The sequence below is a fragment of the Rhodoferax sp. genome, from assembly GCF_034519335.1.
GTDB lineage: Bacteria > Pseudomonadota > Gammaproteobacteria > Burkholderiales > Burkholderiaceae_C > Allorhodoferax.
In genome coordinates this window covers 137887-155011 of sequence record NZ_JAXHOL010000040.1, presented here as the reverse complement: position 1 = coordinate 155011, position 17125 = coordinate 137887, and the positions used below count along the sequence as shown (strand labels likewise).

Here is a 17125-nt window from a genome sequence, read left to right as displayed (position 1 = left end):
ATAAAAAAAGCCCCGCAATTGTGAGACTGGCGGGGCTTTCTGTTTGCTCGAGAAAGGCCAACTGCCACTTGGACGGCCACCGCCCTGGCGGTGTAGTGGGCATCGGGAAGCATATACACACTGACAAACGCCTGCCTGCTTTCGGCGGCGACCAAGCTTGAAGATGACAGATTGGCTATTTCAAGGAGCCCTGTGAACAAGCCTCGTTTCAGCTTCGATTAAGCTCAACCTTTCGCGAATACCAAGAGGTTGCATCATGAATCCGCTAACAGATGAACAGTTGACCGCGCTACTCGACGACCTTGAATCGGATCGCACGGAACGTAAGGCCGCTTGGGCAGGCAACGCGCCGGAGAAAGCCCGTCAGGCAGTTTGCGCATTCGCCAACGACTTACCCAACCATGGCAAACCCGGTATCGTTTTCATCGGCGCCAATGACGACGGTAGCGCAGCCAATATCCTGGTAACCGACCAACTGCTGCAGACGCTTTCCGATATGAAAACGGACGGCAAAATCGTGCCCCCTCCCACGCTGACCGTTGAGCAGCGGGTTTTGAAAGGTGCGGCAATGGCCGTTGTAACGGTCTGGCCCGCAGACGCGCCACCGGTCCGCTATGAAGGGCGTATCTGGATTCGAGTCGGCCCGCGTCGCGGTCACGCCAGCGCGCAGGACGAGCGCATCCTGAACGAAAAGCGCCGCCATCGCGACCGCGCTTTTGACACCCATCCGATCCAGGGCTGCCCTATCAGCGAGCTCAACCGCGTCGCTTTCGAAAGTGAATACTTGCCGCAGGCCGTTGCGGCGGATGTGCTGGCAGTCAACGGTCGCAGTTATGAAGAGCGCCTAGCCTCCATGGGAATGATCGCCTCTGCGGACGACCCGACTCCCACGGTCATCGGCATTTTGACCCTCGGAAAAACCCCGCGCACCTGGGTGCCGTGCGCGTACGTTCAGTTTCTGCGCATCCGTGGAACCCAATGGGGAGACCCTGTTGTCGATGAACAAGAAATGGATGGCTCACTCGACCAGATGCTGAGACGCCTGGACGACAAGCTCAAGGCCACGCTGGCGGTAGCGGTGGACTTCACCTCCGGAACCACGACCGAGGTTCGCTCCACACCCTACCCCCTTTCCGCACTGCAGCAACTCACACGCAATGCGGTCATGCACCGGACGTACGAAAACACCAACGCGCCCGTCCGGGTTTACTGGTTCGATGACCGGATTGAGATCACCAACGCGGGCGGCCCTTATGGCACGGTTACTGCCGAGAATTTTGGCCGCCCCGGCGTAAGCGACTACCGCAACCCCAACGTGGCTTCGGTGCTGAAGACCCTGGGGTTTGTCCAACGCTTCGGGTTTGGTATCGCGGAAGCACGCCGTGCGCTGAAGGCCAATGGCAATCCGGACCTTGAATTTCAGGTGGAGCCGACCATCGTGCTGGCCACCGTGAGGCGTGCACCATGACGACCCCGATCTTGACATTTTTCAATAACAAGGGCGGTGTTGGCAAAACCTCGTTGGTTTTTCATTTGGCATGGATGTTTTCCGAGATGGGCAAGCGTGTGGTTGCCATCGACCTCGATCCACAGGCCAATTTGACATCGGCTTTTCTTTCCGAAGAAGAACTGGAGTCATTGTGGGATGCGGACGATACATCGGCCCGCTCGGACACGGTTTACCAATGCATTCGCCCGCTGACCGAAGTAGGCGACATTCTTGCGCCTCAGACCAAGACCATCAACCCGCGATTGCATCTGGTTCCTGGCGATCTGGCACTGGCGGGTTTTGAAGATACCCTGTCCCAGGCCTGGCCTTCTGCGATGGGCTCCACCAACCTGTACCGCCCCATGCGTTTGCTATCGGCCTTCTGGCAGGTGGCCCAAATGGCCGCTACGCAGCACAGTGCGGACTTGATACTGGCGGACGTCGGCCCGCACCTGGGAGCCATCAACCGTTCGGCTTTGATTGCCAGCGACCATGTAGTCATCCCCTTGGCGGCGGACCTCTTCTCGCTTCAGGGGTTGCACAACCTTGGCCCCACACTGGAACACTGGCGCAACGACTGGCGCAAACGGTTGGACAACTGGAACGCACCTTCGTTTGACTTGCCACGTGGTGCCATGCAGCCGCAAGGTTACATCCTGATGCAGCACACCGAGCGGCTTTCTCGCCCCGTCAAGGCCTACAAAAAGTGGGCGGACCGAATTCCGTCAACTTACCGCGAAAGCGTGCTCCAGCAAACCGGCACGCAGATGGTCTTGCCCGTTGACGCCAACTGCCTGGCCAAGCTCAAGCATTACCGCAGCCTGGTACCTATGGCGCAAGAGGTACGCAAACCCATTTTCCAACTCTCCACGGCCGATGGGGCCATTGGCAGCCACTCCTACGCGGTGCGAGATGCCTGGAGCGACTTCAAGGCACTGGCCGTCGCCATTCTCGAACGTATCGAGCCACAACAACACCCCATGAACTAAGCATGGCACGACAAGAGAAAAATTTGATCGCGTGGATGACGAAGAAACGTAGTCACCCAGCAGGCAACGCTGCTTGAACTCTTCGGCCGCGTTGAAGACCTGAGCAGCGTTGGGGAAGTATGGCTTGAACCGGCTCATGTCATGCCGCCCTTCTGCGTTGGATGCTCAGTTGCGGGCGCGGGATTGTCAGAGGCTTCAGCCAAATCTCCTTCATCGCCTCTCAGTTCGACGCCCATTCGATACCCCATCGCGCGATAGCCTCGCTGTCGCTTGTCCCACATTCTCAACAGCGCGGGGTGGCCCGTATCGACGAAGTCGATGATCCGTACATCGGCTTTGCCAGCATGTTCTCGGTGCAAACGGCCTGCGTATTGTCGCAGCGTGCCTTTCCAGGAAACCGGCATGGCCAGCACCAAGGTATCCAGCGGCGGGTGGTCAAATCCTTCGCCCACCAGCTTTCCAGTAGCCAGCAGGATGCGTTGTGCCTCGGGTGGCAGCGCGTCAAGTTCGGCGATGCAGGTGGCCCGCTGCTTCTTCGACAACCGCCCGTGCAACATGAAGGGCTGCGGCACCAGTGCGATGAGGGCTTCGTGGATGGCGTCTAGGTGTTCCGTGCGCTCGGTCAGCACCAGCACTTTGCGGCCCTGCTCGAACGCCGCCGTGACCTCCGCCGCAATGGCTTGGGTGCGGGCCAGGTCATTGGCGAGGTACCGGAACACTTCTTGAATACCCGCCGTGGCTGGCAGGGCTATGCGGGCAAACCGTGATCGAGGAACCACCTCCAGGTCGTGTGGCGCACCGCTCGGCCTGGCTGCCGTGTGCCGAATCGGCCCGCATTGCATGAAGATGATGGGCTGTTGGCCGTCGCGGCGAATCGGCGTTGCGGTCAAACCCAGAACGAACTTCGCCTTGGTTCGCTTGAGGATGGCATCGAACGATGCGGCGCCCACATGGTGGCACTCGTCGACGATGACCTGCCCGTAGTTCTCAACCAGCGCGTTAACCTTGCCCTGGCGGGACAGAGACTGCATCACGGCAATATCGATCTTGCCAGTGGGTTTTGCCTTGCCGCCGCCAATGGTGCCTACCACACGCTTGCCTGCGCCGGGCTCCATGGCGAGAAAGGCTTGCAGGCGCTCTTGCCATTGCTTCAACAGTTCAGTGCGGTGTACCAGCACCAAGGTGTTCACACCACGCCGGGCGATGATGGCCGCTGCTGTCACCGTCTTGCCGAATGCGGTGGGAGCACACAGCACCCCAGCATCGTGATGCAGCATGGCCGCCACTGCCAACTCTTGGTCGGGCCGCAGGGTGCCGACGAAGCTGGCATCGATGGGCTCGCCCCCGTAACGTTCGTCCCGCAGGTCACAACGAACGCCGTTGTCCTTCAACAAGGCCAGGGCGGCGTCGAGGCAACCACGCGGCAAGGCGATGTGCTGCGGGTAGTTCTCGGCATTGCCGATGACGCGCGGTTTGTCCCACACCGACAGGCGCATGGCTTGGGCCTTGTAGAACTCGGGGTTCTGGAAGGCCGCCAACCGGATCAGCCGATTGGCCAAGGCTTGGGGCAGCTCGCTCTTCTCGAAGTAGACCAAGTTGCCCAGCGTCACGGTCAAAGCCTTGGGCATGGTGCCGACCAGCTTCGTGGACACGCTGGCCTGCCGCTTCCATGGCGTGGCCAAGTCTTCGTCGTCGATGAAAGTCACATCCAACGGATGGATGCCGCCGGTGGCGCGCAGGATGGTCGGCTCGACGTCATGTGGCGCCACGGGCTGGACGGATGCGAGAAACGCCCACTGGTCGCGGTGCGGACGCAACGCAGCGTCCACAAAGACGCTGTAGCCGCTCGCGCGCGGGTGTTTCTGCAGCGGCAGGGCAATCAGGTTGCCAAACCCTCCTTTGGGCATCGTATCCTGATTGGGAAACAAACGGTCATAGGACGCCAGCTTGAGCTGCCGGGTGCGCGCACAGGTGTGGCTGATCAAGGCGGTGCCCAGGCGGCGGGCATCGCGTGCGGACACCCGCCCAGCGAAGAACACCCAAGCATGCGCGCCCCGGCCCGAGCGCGAAATCTCCAGTGCTGTTGGCACACCCAGCTCGGTGCACGACTGCATGAACGCCTGGGCATCCCCCTGCCACTCGGCTTCGTCGAAATCGACCGCCAGAAAGTAGCAGGTGTCATCTTCCAGCAGCGGGTAGATGCCCACCGTGTGCTCGCCGGTCAAGTGGTCGTAGATCACCGCATCGGACAGCGGAACCAGCAGCCGCTGGCTACAGTCGCCGCACTTGATGCGCGGCTTCTCGCAGATGCCAACCCGCCACTCGTTGGCGCAAGCAGGTGCGTAGCCCGACTTGCCCGATGTCTTGCCCTCCCAACGCACCGGATAGACATCCGTGCGGCCCCGGAACAGCCGCCGAAACAACGTTACCTTCTCGGCAGTAGACAAGCTGACATGCAGTGTTTCTGGTGCGGCCCGCGTTGGCTGCGAAACCGTTGATGACGGCGTGTGCCATTCAATGCCATGCGATTCCAGCAACGCAACCAGCCGCGCATTCTCGGCTTGCAGCGTTGCAAACACATCGTGCTCAGTCATCGACCCCGTGCTCCGCTAGTAGCTCGTCCATGCTCTCACCCACGCCATAGCCAATGTTGTGGCTACGGTCTCGAACCACAACCAAGCGCCCCCAGAGTGCCGGGCGCTGCGTCTTCGGCAAGGTGGCGATGGTCTTCAGGGCCTGCGCGAACATCAACACCAATGCGTCGAAATGGCTTTCGTCGTCCATGCCGACCTCGGCGCAAAATCCAGAGTCCCGCTCGCAATAGAAGACCATTAGCTCCGCCAGCCCTTCGACCGCGCCCAAGGCCTTCTTGTAGTCTGCGATGGCCTTCTTGGCCTTGGCCACCGAGATATCCTGGTTCTTGAACACATCCGGCCACAGCCAGCGGTCTATGGTGGCCTTGTAAGGCTTGAGCACATCGCCACCGAGGTGCAGACGGGCATGCAGAAAGACCTGGTTGTCTTTGCCGGCAGCGTAGAGGTCTTGCACCAAGGCGAGCAGGCCGGCGCGGTCAACTTCGGTCAGCTTGGCCTTGACGTCGATCCATGTTGATTTGGCCTTCTTTGTTGCCATGAAATTCCTTGAGTCGGTCAAACGATCGATGCGATGCCGTTCAGTGCATCTTCATGCATGATGGCGTCGCCCGGCTCCGCCCCTTTCGGCCGTTTGCAGCATGGCCACCTTCCGCGCGACAGCGCGTACGTCCGCTATCTCTCTTGGCTTCATTTTCCTATCCCTTTGTCTCGTGTCTATCGTACAACTCGTTGCAACTGATGTTCATGCGTCATAAGACATCTGCGAGTCGCGCGGGCACGTCCGCTCGAATCCCGTCACCCAAATTTGTCACACAAACGCACCACCCACAAAAGTCCGCCCTCACAGTTTCCAGGCCCCTTGTCCAACAAAGAGCGGCTGTGCAAGCTGTTGCGCTTTGCCGACGACAACGCACGCATGAAGGAAGGCCAAGAGCCCCGCCTGCCTGGTGGTGCAAGACGACGGCATGAGCACCCAACTGGCCCGCATGCTCAAACAAGCTGGCCAACAGGCGCCTGAAGTGAAGCCGGTGCTGGAAGTGAACGCCGAACACGCGCTGGTGAAAAAGCTGGACGGCTCGGTCCACTTCAACGACCTGGCCCACATCCTGTTTGACCAAGCCCTGCTGGCCGAAGGCGGACTGCCTGCGGACCCGGCTGCGTATGTGAAGCGGGTGAACGCCTTGCTGGTGTGACGCCAGAGGCAATTTTGGGGTCAAATTAACCTCCAGCCCTCGTGGATACTGCGCAAGCAGCTACTAAATTTGTAGCGAAATGCGCAAAATCAGCCCCGCAGTTGTGAGACTGGCGGGGCTTTCTTCTGGAGTCATGCACTCACGGACTAGGCCTGGGAATCGCTCCTTTTCAATACAGCGACCTGCGCATGCACGCGGAGCTCAAAACCCAAACTCTCGTAAAGAGCGATTGCACTGCGATTGCTTTCCCATGCGTGAAGGAAGGGTTGCTCGCCACGCTGCTGAATACCACTGGCGATAACCGATGACAGCCCTTTTGCCAAACCCCGCCCACGAAAGTCCGGATGTGTACACACACCGCTCACCTCCGTGAAGCCAGGAAAGCGCATGCGTTCTCCTGCCATGGCAGCCAAACGCCCGTCTATTCGCACACCGACAAATCGGCCCATGGTGTGCGTGCGATCCAGAAAGGGACCGGGTTCAGTCAGCCGTGCCAGGGCGCACATTTCAGCCGCATCTGCATTGCCAAGTTCCACGACCGCACAGCCATGCACTGCCGGCGTGATGCGTCGCTTTGCAAGCATTTGCACTGCTCGCGCTGCGCGCTCGATCTGTAGTCCGTCTGGTACGCAAATTGCCGGCACTTGAGTCAAGATGACGGACTCTCCTTCGCAAACCAACTCTCGCAACGCAACAAGACTGGCGGCGTCCTCGTTGCATGTTGCCGCAAACACGTTGACACCGCGTTGAAAACGCTTGGCCAAGTCACCGCCCATTGCAAGGTGCGGGGTATGGATCAGAGAAGCCCAGACAGGCCGATCAAGCCAGTTCATCATGTGGAAGTCCTTTGTGTAGAGACCAAGGCGGCAGGCGCGAAATTGGAAGCGCGTTGCTGCAGTGAAAGCATTTCAAGGGCGATTTCGAGAGTCGCAAGCTGTTCTAGCAGCGATCCGTTGAGCGGCTCGCAAACTTGTGCAACCGCAGCCTCTATCAATGGCCACACGGCTTGTTTGGCATACTTAACTCGCTCTCGGCCCTTTCGACTGAGTTGGATGCGACGCATCCTTTGATCGGTTGTTACTGATTTGGACTCCACCAGACCTGACTCCACCAAGCCGAGCAGTGAGCGACTAACCACAGGTTGACTTACACCCACGGCCCGACTCAGTTCACTCACACCCAAAGGACCCAATTGGTCTAAGGCTGCGAGCAAGGGATAGTGGGCGGCCGGCAACTCCATGCCGTTCTTCGAAAGCAACTCTTGCGTCTGCGCCTGCAACAAATCACCAATGCGTTTGAAACGGGTACCGAGTGTCAGAAAGCCTAGTTCTTTGACAATATCGCGCACAGCCTGCTCCTTTCATATCAAGATATATAGCATGATATGAAAATAATTTCATTCTGTCAAACCTGAGCCTTGTCCAATGAGGTACACCCTGGCAACCAATCTGATGATCTGGTTTGAGGTGCTGGCCAGCCGGGCACGCAGCCCCCAGACCTAGCGCCACAGCCGGCTGCGACAATGCCGACTTTCCCTCTTTGATACAGACTCCACCATGCACACCATCACCCGTATTACCGCCCTCACCCTAGCCCTGGCCTGCGCCAGCAGTTGGGCCCAAAACGCCACCACCGCAGCCTCTGCCAAAGAAGACGGCGCCGTGGTCAGCAGCACCGGCCTGGTCTACCGCGCGCTCAAAGAAGGCGCCGGCGCCAGCCCCAAGGCCAGCGACACGGTGAAGGTGCACTACCGCGGCACCCTGCCAGATGGCAAAGAGTTCGACAGCTCCTACAAGCGTGGCGAGCCGATTGAGTTTCCGCTGAACCGCGTGATTGCCTGCTGGACCGAGGGCGTGCAGCGCATGAAGGTGGGCGGCAAAGCCAAGCTCACCTGCCCGCCCCAGATTGCCTATGGCGAGCGCGGCGCGGGTGGTGTGATTCCGTCCAATGCAACGCTGCTGTTCGACGTGGAACTGCTGGGCATCAACGGCAAGTAACCCTTCTGCCCCAGGAGCGCCCATGCCATACCGTCGCAACATTCTTCAGGCGCTGGGCGCCGCCAGCGTGGCGTCTTGCATGGTGCAGGCCCTGGCCATGGGTGCACGCCCGCTATCGCCTGGCATCCGCAGCCTCAAGGGCACGGTGCGTGTCAATGGCAGCCCGGCCCAGGAAGGCCAGTTGGTGCTCAATGGCGACACCATAGCCACCGGCAAGGCCAGTGAGGTGGTGTACGTGATGGGCAACAACGCCTACCTGATGCGCGAGGACAGCCAGGTGCAGTTCGCCAGCGAGGGCATCACCGCCGTGCTGCGGGTGGTGACGGGCAAGGTGCTGGCAGTGTTTGGCCCCGGCAAGCTGCGTATCGACATGCCCACCGCCACCGTGGGCATTCGCGGCACCGCCTGCTACATCGAAACCACCGACACCAGCACCTACTTTTGCCTGTGCTACGGCACCGCCGAGCTAAGCCCCAAGGCCGACCCCAGCCAGGCGCGCACCTTGGTTACCCGCTACCACGACTCCCCCTTTTGGGTAGGCAATGACACCGCAGCCCCCTTGCTCCGGGCCGCACCCGTCATCAACCACCGCGATTACGAGCTCACCCTGCTCGAAGCGCTGGTGGGCCGGCTGCCGCCCTTTGCAGGCAAAGAAAGCACCAGTTACTAGGCCGGGCGCGGGCTCGCTCAGGCGCTCCACTGCAGCAGCGGCTGCAGCACGCTGGCACCCAGCTTCTTGGAGCGCTCGCCGCTCCAGCCCACCAGCGGGTCGGGCAGGTCGGCGTTGTCCTTGAAGGGCATCTCCACGGTGAAAGCCAGGCAGCCAAACTGCTGGGCGATCCAGCTGGTGGCCAGCGTCAGGTTGGCTTGGCCGGGCGCCGTCTTGCCGTAGTTCACGCGGTCCTGAAAATCCGGGCAGTTCGCGGCCCAGCTGGCTTTGAAGGCGTCTTCCAGCGCGGCCACGCGCGGGCTGTAGCCGGGCGTGCCCTCGGAGCCCACCACAAAGTTGTAGGGCAGGCCCTCGTCGCCGTGCACATCCAGGTTCAGGTCCACGCCGATGTCCAGCATGGCCTGGCGCACCAGCAGTACCTCGGGCGAGCGTTCGGCCGTGGGGGCGGCCCACTCGCGGTTCAGGTTGGCACCGGCAGCATTGGTGCGCAGGTTGCCCAGCACCGCGCCGTCCGGGTTCATGTGCGGCACCACGTAAAAGATGCAGCGCTCACGCAGCACGCGGGCCACGGCATCGTCGGCGTCCAGCAGGCGCTCCAAGAAGCCTTCCACAAACCATTCGGCCATGGTCTCGCCGGGGTGCTGGCGCGCAATCATCCAGACCTTCTTTTTCTGCTCGGGCGGCGTGTCGCCCGCATCGTCGGTAATGCGCAAGAGCGTCATGTCACGCCCCTGCACGGTGCTGCCCAAGCGCTGCAGGGTGACCCAGGGCGAGGTGGCAGCCGAGGCCAGCAGGTCCAGGTGCTGCTCGTAGGAATACGGCTCGAAATAGGCAAAGTACACCGCCTGCGCCATGGGCGTGAGGCGGGCGGTCATTTCTTTGCCGTCAAACTGCGTGTCGATGCGCGTCCACTCCTGGCGGTCGTAGCTGGCCACCACCTGGTAGCCCTCCCAGCCCTTGGGGTAGGCACTTTCACCGGCGTTCAGAAAACGCAGCGTCACCGGCTGGAAGGCCGCGCCGTGCAGGCAGAAGTGGAACCACTGGGCAAACTCGGCCGCGCTGTCCTTGCGGATGCGCAGCTGAATGTCGTCGGCGCGCTCCAAGCGTACCACCTCGATGGCGCCGGAGTCGAACTGGGTAGAAATGTGCAGTTTATGCATGAAATTGGCCTCTAGCTCCCGTGCTTATTGCGCGAGCAGCTCCTGTATGAATAGCAATTAAAGGGCATCCACCACTTTGACCAGCTGCCCAACCTTGGGCTCACCGCCGCCGTAGTAGCCGTTAATCAGGCGCAGCTGCTGCTCAGGCCGCGCAATCGGAGAGTTCTTGGCCAGTTCGGCAAAACCACCCTTGGGGTAGGCCACGGTCTTGATGCCCCAGGGCCGCGCGGCCGCTTTGTCTTGGGCGGTGAGCGCGCGGAAGCTGCCTTCCACCTCGCGCACCTGGGCGCGGGCGCGCTGCAAGGCATTGGCATCTTTGGCGCTGGTTTGCAGCACATAGATGGTGCCACCCGGACCGGTGATGACGGTAGCCTCCAGCGCCTGGCTCTGGCCATTGCTGGCGGTGCGCACGCCGGCAAAGCGGGTGGCCTGCAGTCCGTTGAGCGTGGTGGCTTCCGTGCGGCCCTGCGTAGGCTTGAGCAGGGTGCGGATCACCTCCGTGTGCGTCTTGCCTGCCTGCACCGGCGCCACGCGAACCACCACGGCTGCATCGCGCGCGGTGTTCAGCAAGGCCAGCTGGTCGGCGTCGTTCTGGATGTACCAGCCCGTGGGCGCAGTGAGCGCGATGCCCAGGGGCTCGTGGTAGAAATTGCGCCCCCGCGTCAGGCCCTGGGCCGGGCTGTCGCCAAAGGTCATGCCGCTGATGAGCTTGAGGTAGCGCTCGCGCCCCTCGCTGTTGTAGCCGCCCTGGTCTTTGTACTGCGCCGCCAGCGCAGTGATGGCCTGCAAGCGCTGGTCGTTGCTGGGGTGCGAGGCCAGCCAGTCGCTGCCGCTGGGCACCGGGCGGCCTTCGGCTTTGGCCTGGTCGGCAGCAAAACGCTCCTGGTTCTTCAGCACGTTGATCACGTCCACCATATTGCGCGGGTCATACTTGGTGCGCGCCAGGTACTCAGCACCCAGGCCATCAGCCTGCAGCTCCTGCTCGCGCCCATAAGACGCGATGTAGCCCGCCGCCACACTTTGCGAGGCCTGGCTGGCCAACTGACCGGCGCCACCAAAACCCTGGGTCTCCAGCACCGCCCCCAAGATGCTGGCGGCAAACACGCCCAAGCCCGCGGTCTGCTGGCGCGTGGCACGCTGCGCCCCATGACGTGCGGTGACGTGGCCAATCTCGTGGCCGATGACACCAGCCAAGTCCGCCTCGCTGTCCATATAGGCCATGATGCCCCGCGTCACATACACATAACCACCGGGCAGCGCAAAGGCGTTGATCTCGGGGCTGTCCAGCACGGTGAAGTGCCACTGCAGCTGGCTGCGGTGGCTTTGCGCCGCCAGCGCATTGCCCAGGTTGGTGACATAGCGTTGCACCGCGGCGTTGTTGTAGACGCCGTACTCCTTCAACACTTCCGCATGCGCCTTGGCCCCTTCGGCCACCTCGTCCTCTTCACTCATCACCGAGCGCTCGGCCTGCCCGGTGACCGGGTTGACCATGGTGGTGCCGCAGCTGGTGAGCAGCAGGGCGGCGAGCAGGAGGCTGGGGAGTTTGAACTTCATGGGCTTGGTGTGGGTGGCGATGGGTGCATTTTAGGGAGGGCTGGGGTTTGGGGCTCCCCTGTGGAGCTACGGGTTTGGGGGCCGGCAGCCCGTGCACCCGTTCTCCGGCCTCGTCGCGGGCTGCGGCTTTGGGTTCGCTTACGTTGCTGCGTCAATGCCGTAGTTGGCGCGCCTGCTCTATGGCAACCGCGAGTGGGGCCTGCGCCCGGGTACACGGGCTATCTGCCTGACGTGGCGTGACGTGTGTGGAAGACGGGAGTACTGGAAGATTCACCCGATTGGCGGTTACCCAAGGGAGCAACAAGTGGCCACAATACGGCGGAAGCGGATTTCCAAAAAATCCAACCGTGTTGTGGATAGGCGTGCCTTACGGTGGCGGTCAGTATCGGGGCAGAGCCAAAAAATTAGGACTCGGAATAGTGAAACGCTGGTGGAATAGCCCTTATCTTTCATTGATAGGCAATGTCGCTGTACTTTGCTTTGCGCTCTATTTAGGTTGGGCCTGCCTAAATGCGACACTCACTGGCGAAATAAAGTTCGGCAAAGCCAATAGATGGATTCGCTTGGACAGTGAGCCAACAGTGTTTTGGCTGGCTTTCTGGTTTCAGTTTGCCCTCGCGGTTTTCGCTATAGCCGTGACTCCTAGATCAATACGCAACGACGTTCGCTCTATCAAAGAAAATCGTGCCCTTCGCAGGAATACGTGAAGACCACTAATTGTCCGAAGCCGAAGGTTCCAAATTACATCAGTAGTGTCCCAACGTTTTTCAGAGGAGAACGAGCTGTTGAGGCTCGGAACTCAGATCTGAATCCGCTGAGGGTGGTGTAAGTAGTTGATTTATTGGGGTTTGTTCAAACATGGTCAGGCTCAGGATTTGTAGGATTTCGTAAAGGCTGTGATGCTCAAGATGCAGACGTTTCTTTGTTATGGCGATCAGCACGTAGGTGCACACCGCGATCCAAATTTGCGTCTTCACGGCGTTCTCGCTGGTACCCAAAAAAGCCTTGATGCGCAAGTGCTGCTTGATCCATTTGAAGAACAACTCGACCTTCCAACGCTGGCGATACAGGTCGGCAATGAGTTCGGGTTTCAAGGCGAAGTTGTTGGTCAGAAACGTGATGCGCTTGCCGGTTTCGTCTTTGACGACAACCCTGCGCAAAGCGGCTGGGTAATCCTTGCTGGAGTAGAAAACCGTGAGCACGCCGATCTGGTCGCAGATGACGTTGCTGGTGTTGCGGTCCACGGGGTTGGAGTAGCGCCGCTTGAACTGGGTATTGCTCTTGGCACGCGTCACGAAGAAGGCCTGGGCCTGATGAATGACATACAGCCTTTTGAAGTCCAGATACCCGCGATCCAGCAGGTAGAAGGCCCCGGCTTCGAGCACCAAGTCGTCCATCACATTGACCTCGTGGGTCTTGCCATCGGTGATGTGAATGAAGCTGGGGATGGAGCCATGCAGATCCAGCAAGGTGTGCAGCTTGATAGCGGCCTTGGTGGAGCGAAACGGTGCCCACGGATGCAACGACAGACACAAGTCGATGGTGCTGGCGTCGAACGCATAAACGGCCGCATCCAGGTCGATTCCCAGTGGCTCCTTGGCATACAGCGGTCTGGCCATGCCAATCAGGTGTTGGGCAAAGTCGGCGTAAATCTGCCATGGACGAGTGGCATTCGCATTGGCCAGTGTGTTGCGCGAAATCGTAGAGCAGCGAAAGCCCATGTGGTAAAGCCGATTGGCTTGCGCCCGCAGGTTGACTTCGATATCGCGAAGGGACTCCCGGTAGGTCAGTTGCGCAAAGGCCATGGCGAAGAACTGGTCCAGGCACGAGAAATCTTTGACCTTGTGGTCGCCCCGATGCTTGGCCACACACCTGCGAAAGGTGCTCATGGGCAGATAGGCCATGAGCTGAGAAAACACGAGCTTGCCTTGGTGCATACCGGCCCTTCGCGCTCTCGCGCAAAAGGCCACAAGTCTGACGCTCGACGTTCAAATCGAGACCAGACCGGAATGTCGAATTCTGCAAGCAAATCATTAACTTACGAAGTCCTGATGTGAGAACGTTGGGACACTACTGAAATTACATCCAAGCCCACCAACCCAGGCGGGTGGTGGGGCCCGCGGGCGCAGGCCGCACTCGCGGTTGCTACAGAGCAGGCGCGCCCACCGCGGCATTGGCGCAGTAACGACGGCGTACCCGAAGCCGCCGCCCGCGACGCGAGCCGGAGAACGCGGGCCACGCCGCCCGCCGTGCGCGCACCAACCCCACAAACGCGCAATTCAGAACAAAATAGGCCTTCAGACCGCATGGAACATGCGCAAACAGCTACTAAAACGATAGCATTTAGGCGCACCAACCAACCATGGCAAAGCCCAGCCGCCGATAATCGGGGCATGACTGCTTTCTCTTCTCTCCCCCTCTCCCCCGCCACCCTGGCCAACCTGCAACAGCTGGGCTACGAGTCCATGACGCCCATCCAGGCTGCAAGCCTGCCCGTGGCGCTGGCTGGCACGGACCTGATTGCCCAGGCCAAGACCGGCAGCGGCAAGACCGCCGCCTTTGCGCTGGCGCTGCTGGCCAAGCTGAACCCCCGCTGGTTTGCCGTGCAGGCCATGGTGCTGTGCCCCACGCGCGAGCTGGCGGACCAGGTGACGGTGGAAATTCGCCGCCTGGCGCGGGCCGAGGAAAACATCAAGGTCGTGACGCTGTGCGGTGGCGTGGCCACGCGCGGCCAGCGAGCCAGCCTGGAGAACGGTGCGCACATTGTGGTGGGCACGCCGGGCCGCATCATGGACCTGCTGGAGCGCGAATACCTGTCGCTGGAAAACCTGAATACACTGGTGCTGGACGAGGCCGACCGCATGCTGGACATGGGCTTCTTTGACGACATTGCCACCGTGGTGAAGCAAACGCCTGCGGCCCGCCAGACGCTGCTGTTCTCGGCCACCTACCCCGAGGGTATTGAAAAACTGGCCAAACAATTCATGCGCGAGCCGCAGCAAATCACCATCAAGCCGGTGGTGGCCGAGAACACCATTGAGCAGCGTTTTTACGAGGTGGAACGCAGCAACCGGCTGGACACCGTGGGCCTGCTGCTCAACCACTTTCGCCCCACCAGCACGATTGCGTTTTGCAACACACGCGCCCAATGCAACGACCTGGTAACCCTGCTGCAAGGCCAGGGTTTTGTGGCGCAGGCCCTGCACGGCGACCTGGAGCAGCGTGACCGCGACCAGGTGCTGGCGCAGTTTGCCAACCGCAGCTGCTCGGTGCTGGTGGCGACCGATGTGGCGTCAAGAGGCTTGGATGTGAAAGAGCTGGACCTAGTGATCAACGTGGACATCACGCCCGACGCCGAGGTGCATGTGCACCGCGTGGGCCGCACGGGCCGCGCGGGCGAAAAAGGACTGGCGGTGAGCCTGGTGTCCATGAACGAGATGGGGTCGGTCGGCAAGATTGAGCAGTACCAGAACGCGCCCTCGGTCTGGTTCAAACGTGACGAGCTCACCCCCACCGGCAGCGGCCGCCTGCTGCCGCCCATGGTGACCGTACAAATTGCCGGTGGCCGCAAAGAGAAGATTCGCCCCGGCGACGTGCTGGGCGCGCTGACCAGCCTGGAAGGCGGCCCGGCCTACACGCGCGAGCAGATTGGCAAGATTGCCGTCACCGAATACTGCACCTTTGTGGCCGTGGAGCGCAGCGTTGCCAAAGACGCCTGCGCCAAGCTCAATGCGGGCAAGGTCAAGGGCAAGAGCGTTAGAGCGCGGTTGATCTAATCGCGCTGGCGGAATTGCAAGGCTGGGAACCGGTTTATTCGGCCTTGTAAGGCAAATTCCTACACGCTTTACAGCGCGTGACCGACTCCAGTTCTCGTGGTCCGTGACTACAGTTCTCCCAAGCGCCAGAGTTGTTGGATGGCGCAGCAACCACCGGAGAACTGCCATGAAAGATACCGCCACCGCCCTGAACCCCTTCAGCCTGATGATGGAGCCCGAGCTGGTTTTGCAGACCATGGAGCGCTCGCAGCAGCTGCGTGGCCTGCGCCGCCACAAGCTGCGCCCGCTGGACAAGCCGCTGATCCCTTACACCAAGGAAGCCATCGCCGCGCGCGCTGCGTTTGACGCGGCCATTGACGCCGAAGACTTTGAAGACCAGGCCGACAGCTACCTGCTGAACTAAGCCTCCCCACATTTCCGGCCCTCTCGGGGCCGGATGCGAAGCCGGATGGGCCGATAATGTTTCGGTCTCATCCCATCCCACAAAGGAAGCTTCGCAATGTCCCTCGCCCGTCCTGCCTCCCTGCGCCTTGTCGCCGCTGCCGCCTTGGCCGCATGCTCTGTGGCCGCTGTGGCCCAGTCCGCAGAACCCGTACGCGTGGGCTTGCTCAGCACCCTGTCCGGCCCCGGCGCTGGTTTGGGTGTGGACATTCGGGATGGTTTCCAGCTGGCCATCAAGCTTAACGACGGAAAACTCGGTGGCCGCGCCGCCGAAGTGATCGTGGCCGACGACCAGGCCAACCCCGACGTGGGCCGCCAGACCGCAGACCGACTGGTCAAGCGCGACAAGGTCGACTTCATGACCGGCATCGTGTTCTCCAACGTGATGCTGGCCGTGGGCACGCCCACCTTCCAGTCCAAAACCTTCTACATCAGCGCCAACGCCGGCCCCTCGCAGTACGCGGGCGAGCAGTGCAGCCCCTATTTCTTCAGCGCCTCGTACCAGAACGACAACATGCACGAAGCCGTGGGCAAGACGGTGACAGACAAAGGGTTTAAGCGCGTAGCGCTGATAGCGCCTAACTACCCCGCAGGCAAGGACGCGTTGACTGGCTTCAAGCGTTTCTTCAAGGGCGAGGTAGCGTCTGAAACCTACACTGCCCTCAACCAGCTGGACTACAGCGCCGAGCTCTCCAAGCTGCGCGCCAGCAAGCCCGACGCGGTGTACATCTTCCTGCCCGGTGGCTTGGGCATCAACTTCATCAAGCAGTTTGTCGGTGCCGGCTTGTCCAAAGACATTACGCTGTTTGGGCCCGGCTTCTCGGGCGACGAAGACGTGATCAAGGCGGTGGGCGACCCGATGCTGGGCATGTTCAACACCAGCCAGTGGGGCCACGACATGGACAACGCGGCCAACAAAAAGTTTGTGGCCGAATTTGAAAAGGCCTATGGCCGCCTGCCCACTCTGTACGCCGCCCAAGGCTATGACGCGGCCCGCCTGATGGACGCGGCTGTGCGCGACAGCAAGGGCAAGCTGGACGACAAGGCTGCTGTGAAGAAGGCGCTGGAAGCCGCCAAGTTCGACTCGGTGCGCGGCGCCTTCAAGTTCAACAGCAACCACTTCCCCATCCAGGACTACTACCTGCGCGTCATCACCAAAGACGCCAAGGGCCGCGTGACCAACCGCACACTGGGCGCCGTGTTCAAGAACCATGCAGACGCCTACGTGGGCAACTGCAAGATGCCGGCGCTGTAAACCCAAG

General features: G+C 60.9%; 14 protein-coding genes and 1 pseudogene. 8 read left to right on the top strand and 7 right to left on the bottom strand.

Annotation, left to right across the window (positions count from 1 at the left end):
• Nucleotides 1-256 precede the first annotated feature (256 nt).
• Together U5O12_RS18505 and U5O12_RS18500 are read left to right on the top strand one after the other, a co-directional pair.
• Nucleotides 257-1468: an ATP-binding protein gene (locus U5O12_RS18505; protein WP_322580060.1), complete on the top strand. Its 1212-nt coding sequence runs from the start codon at nucleotides 257-259 to the stop codon at nucleotides 1466-1468.
• On the top strand, nucleotides 1465-2478 hold the full coding sequence (locus tag U5O12_RS18500) for a ParA family protein (protein WP_322580059.1): 1014 nt from the start codon (nucleotides 1465-1467) through the stop codon (nucleotides 2476-2478). Before U5O12_RS18505 ends, U5O12_RS18500 begins: the two co-directional genes overlap by 4 nt.
• 134 nt (nucleotides 2479-2612) lie before the next feature.
• Here U5O12_RS18500 and U5O12_RS18495 read toward each other — a convergent pair whose 3' ends face one another.
• Nucleotides 2613-5072, bottom strand: coding sequence for a TOTE conflict system archaeo-eukaryotic primase domain-containing protein (locus tag U5O12_RS18495; RefSeq protein WP_322580058.1), 2460 nt, complete (start codon nucleotides 5070-5072; stop codon nucleotides 2613-2615).
• A complete protein-coding gene (locus U5O12_RS18490; protein WP_322580057.1) occupies nucleotides 5065-5610 on the bottom strand; it encodes a hypothetical protein in 546 nt (181 codons plus the stop codon). The genes U5O12_RS18495 and U5O12_RS18490 overlap by 8 nt, the downstream gene beginning before the upstream one ends.
• Before the next feature lie 382 nt (nucleotides 5611-5992).
• Here U5O12_RS18490 and U5O12_RS18485 point away from each other — a divergent pair.
• Nucleotides 5993-6265: pseudogene (locus tag U5O12_RS18485) on the top strand (molecular chaperone HtpG); the annotation flags it as partial.
• Between the two features lie 146 nt (nucleotides 6266-6411).
• Here the strand turns inward: U5O12_RS18485 and U5O12_RS18480 are convergent.
• The gene (locus U5O12_RS18480; protein WP_322580056.1) at nucleotides 6412-7101 is read right to left on the bottom strand and encodes a GNAT family N-acetyltransferase; all 690 of its coding nucleotides are present in this window, start codon (nucleotides 7099-7101) and stop codon (nucleotides 6412-6414) included.
• Nucleotides 7098-7613, bottom strand: a complete 516-nt coding sequence (locus U5O12_RS18475) for a MarR family winged helix-turn-helix transcriptional regulator (protein ID WP_322580055.1) — start codon at nucleotides 7611-7613, stop codon at nucleotides 7098-7100. Before U5O12_RS18475 ends, U5O12_RS18480 begins: the two co-directional genes overlap by 4 nt.
• Nucleotides 7614-7821: 208 nt before the next feature.
• On the opposite strand from U5O12_RS18475, the gene U5O12_RS18470 reads away from it, so the two are divergent.
• Together U5O12_RS18470 and U5O12_RS18465 are read left to right on the top strand one after the other, a co-directional pair.
• Nucleotides 7822-8262, top strand: a complete 441-nt coding sequence (locus U5O12_RS18470) for an FKBP-type peptidyl-prolyl cis-trans isomerase (protein WP_322580054.1) — start codon at nucleotides 7822-7824, stop codon at nucleotides 8260-8262.
• 22 nt (nucleotides 8263-8284) lie between these two features.
• Complete coding sequence (locus U5O12_RS18465; RefSeq protein ID WP_322580053.1) at nucleotides 8285-8932, top strand: FecR domain-containing protein; 648 nt, start codon at nucleotides 8285-8287, stop codon at nucleotides 8930-8932.
• A 17-nt stretch (nucleotides 8933-8949) separates the two neighbouring features.
• Here the strand turns inward: U5O12_RS18465 and U5O12_RS18460 are convergent, their stop codons facing one another.
• The 3 genes from U5O12_RS18460 to U5O12_RS18450 all read right to left on the bottom strand — a co-directional run bounded on the left by U5O12_RS18460 (nucleotide 8950) and on the right by U5O12_RS18450 (nucleotide 13583).
• Nucleotides 8950-10092, bottom strand: coding sequence for a M14-type cytosolic carboxypeptidase (locus tag U5O12_RS18460; protein WP_322580052.1), 1143 nt, complete (start codon nucleotides 10090-10092; stop codon nucleotides 8950-8952).
• A 57-nt stretch (nucleotides 10093-10149) separates the two neighbouring features.
• Nucleotides 10150-11646: a M48 family metalloprotease gene (locus tag U5O12_RS18455; protein ID WP_322580051.1), complete on the bottom strand. Its 1497-nt coding sequence runs from the start codon at nucleotides 11644-11646 to the stop codon at nucleotides 10150-10152.
• 767 nt (nucleotides 11647-12413) lie between these two features.
• Nucleotides 12414-13583 carry an IS4 family transposase gene (locus U5O12_RS18450; protein ID WP_322576703.1) on the bottom strand — a complete coding sequence of 390 codons (1170 nt, stop codon included), beginning with the start codon at nucleotides 13581-13583 and terminating at the stop codon, nucleotides 12414-12416.
• A 456-nt stretch (nucleotides 13584-14039) separates the two neighbouring features.
• Here U5O12_RS18450 and dbpA point away from each other — a divergent pair, with 456 nt between their 5' ends.
• The 3 genes from dbpA (at nucleotide 14040) to U5O12_RS18435 (ending at nucleotide 17118) form a co-directional block, all read left to right on the top strand.
• The gene (gene dbpA, locus U5O12_RS18445) at nucleotides 14040-15422 is read left to right on the top strand and encodes an ATP-dependent RNA helicase DbpA (protein ID WP_322580050.1); all 1383 of its coding nucleotides are present in this window, start codon (nucleotides 14040-14042) and stop codon (nucleotides 15420-15422) included.
• A gap of 166 nt (nucleotides 15423-15588) precedes the next feature.
• Nucleotides 15589-15825, top strand: coding sequence for a hypothetical protein (locus U5O12_RS18440; RefSeq protein WP_296467773.1), 237 nt, complete (start codon nucleotides 15589-15591; stop codon nucleotides 15823-15825).
• Nucleotides 15826-15921: 96 nt separating this feature from the next.
• Nucleotides 15922-17118: an ABC transporter substrate-binding protein gene (locus U5O12_RS18435; protein WP_322580049.1), complete on the top strand. Its 1197-nt coding sequence runs from the start codon at nucleotides 15922-15924 to the stop codon at nucleotides 17116-17118.
• Nucleotides 17119-17125 lie beyond the last annotated feature (7 nt).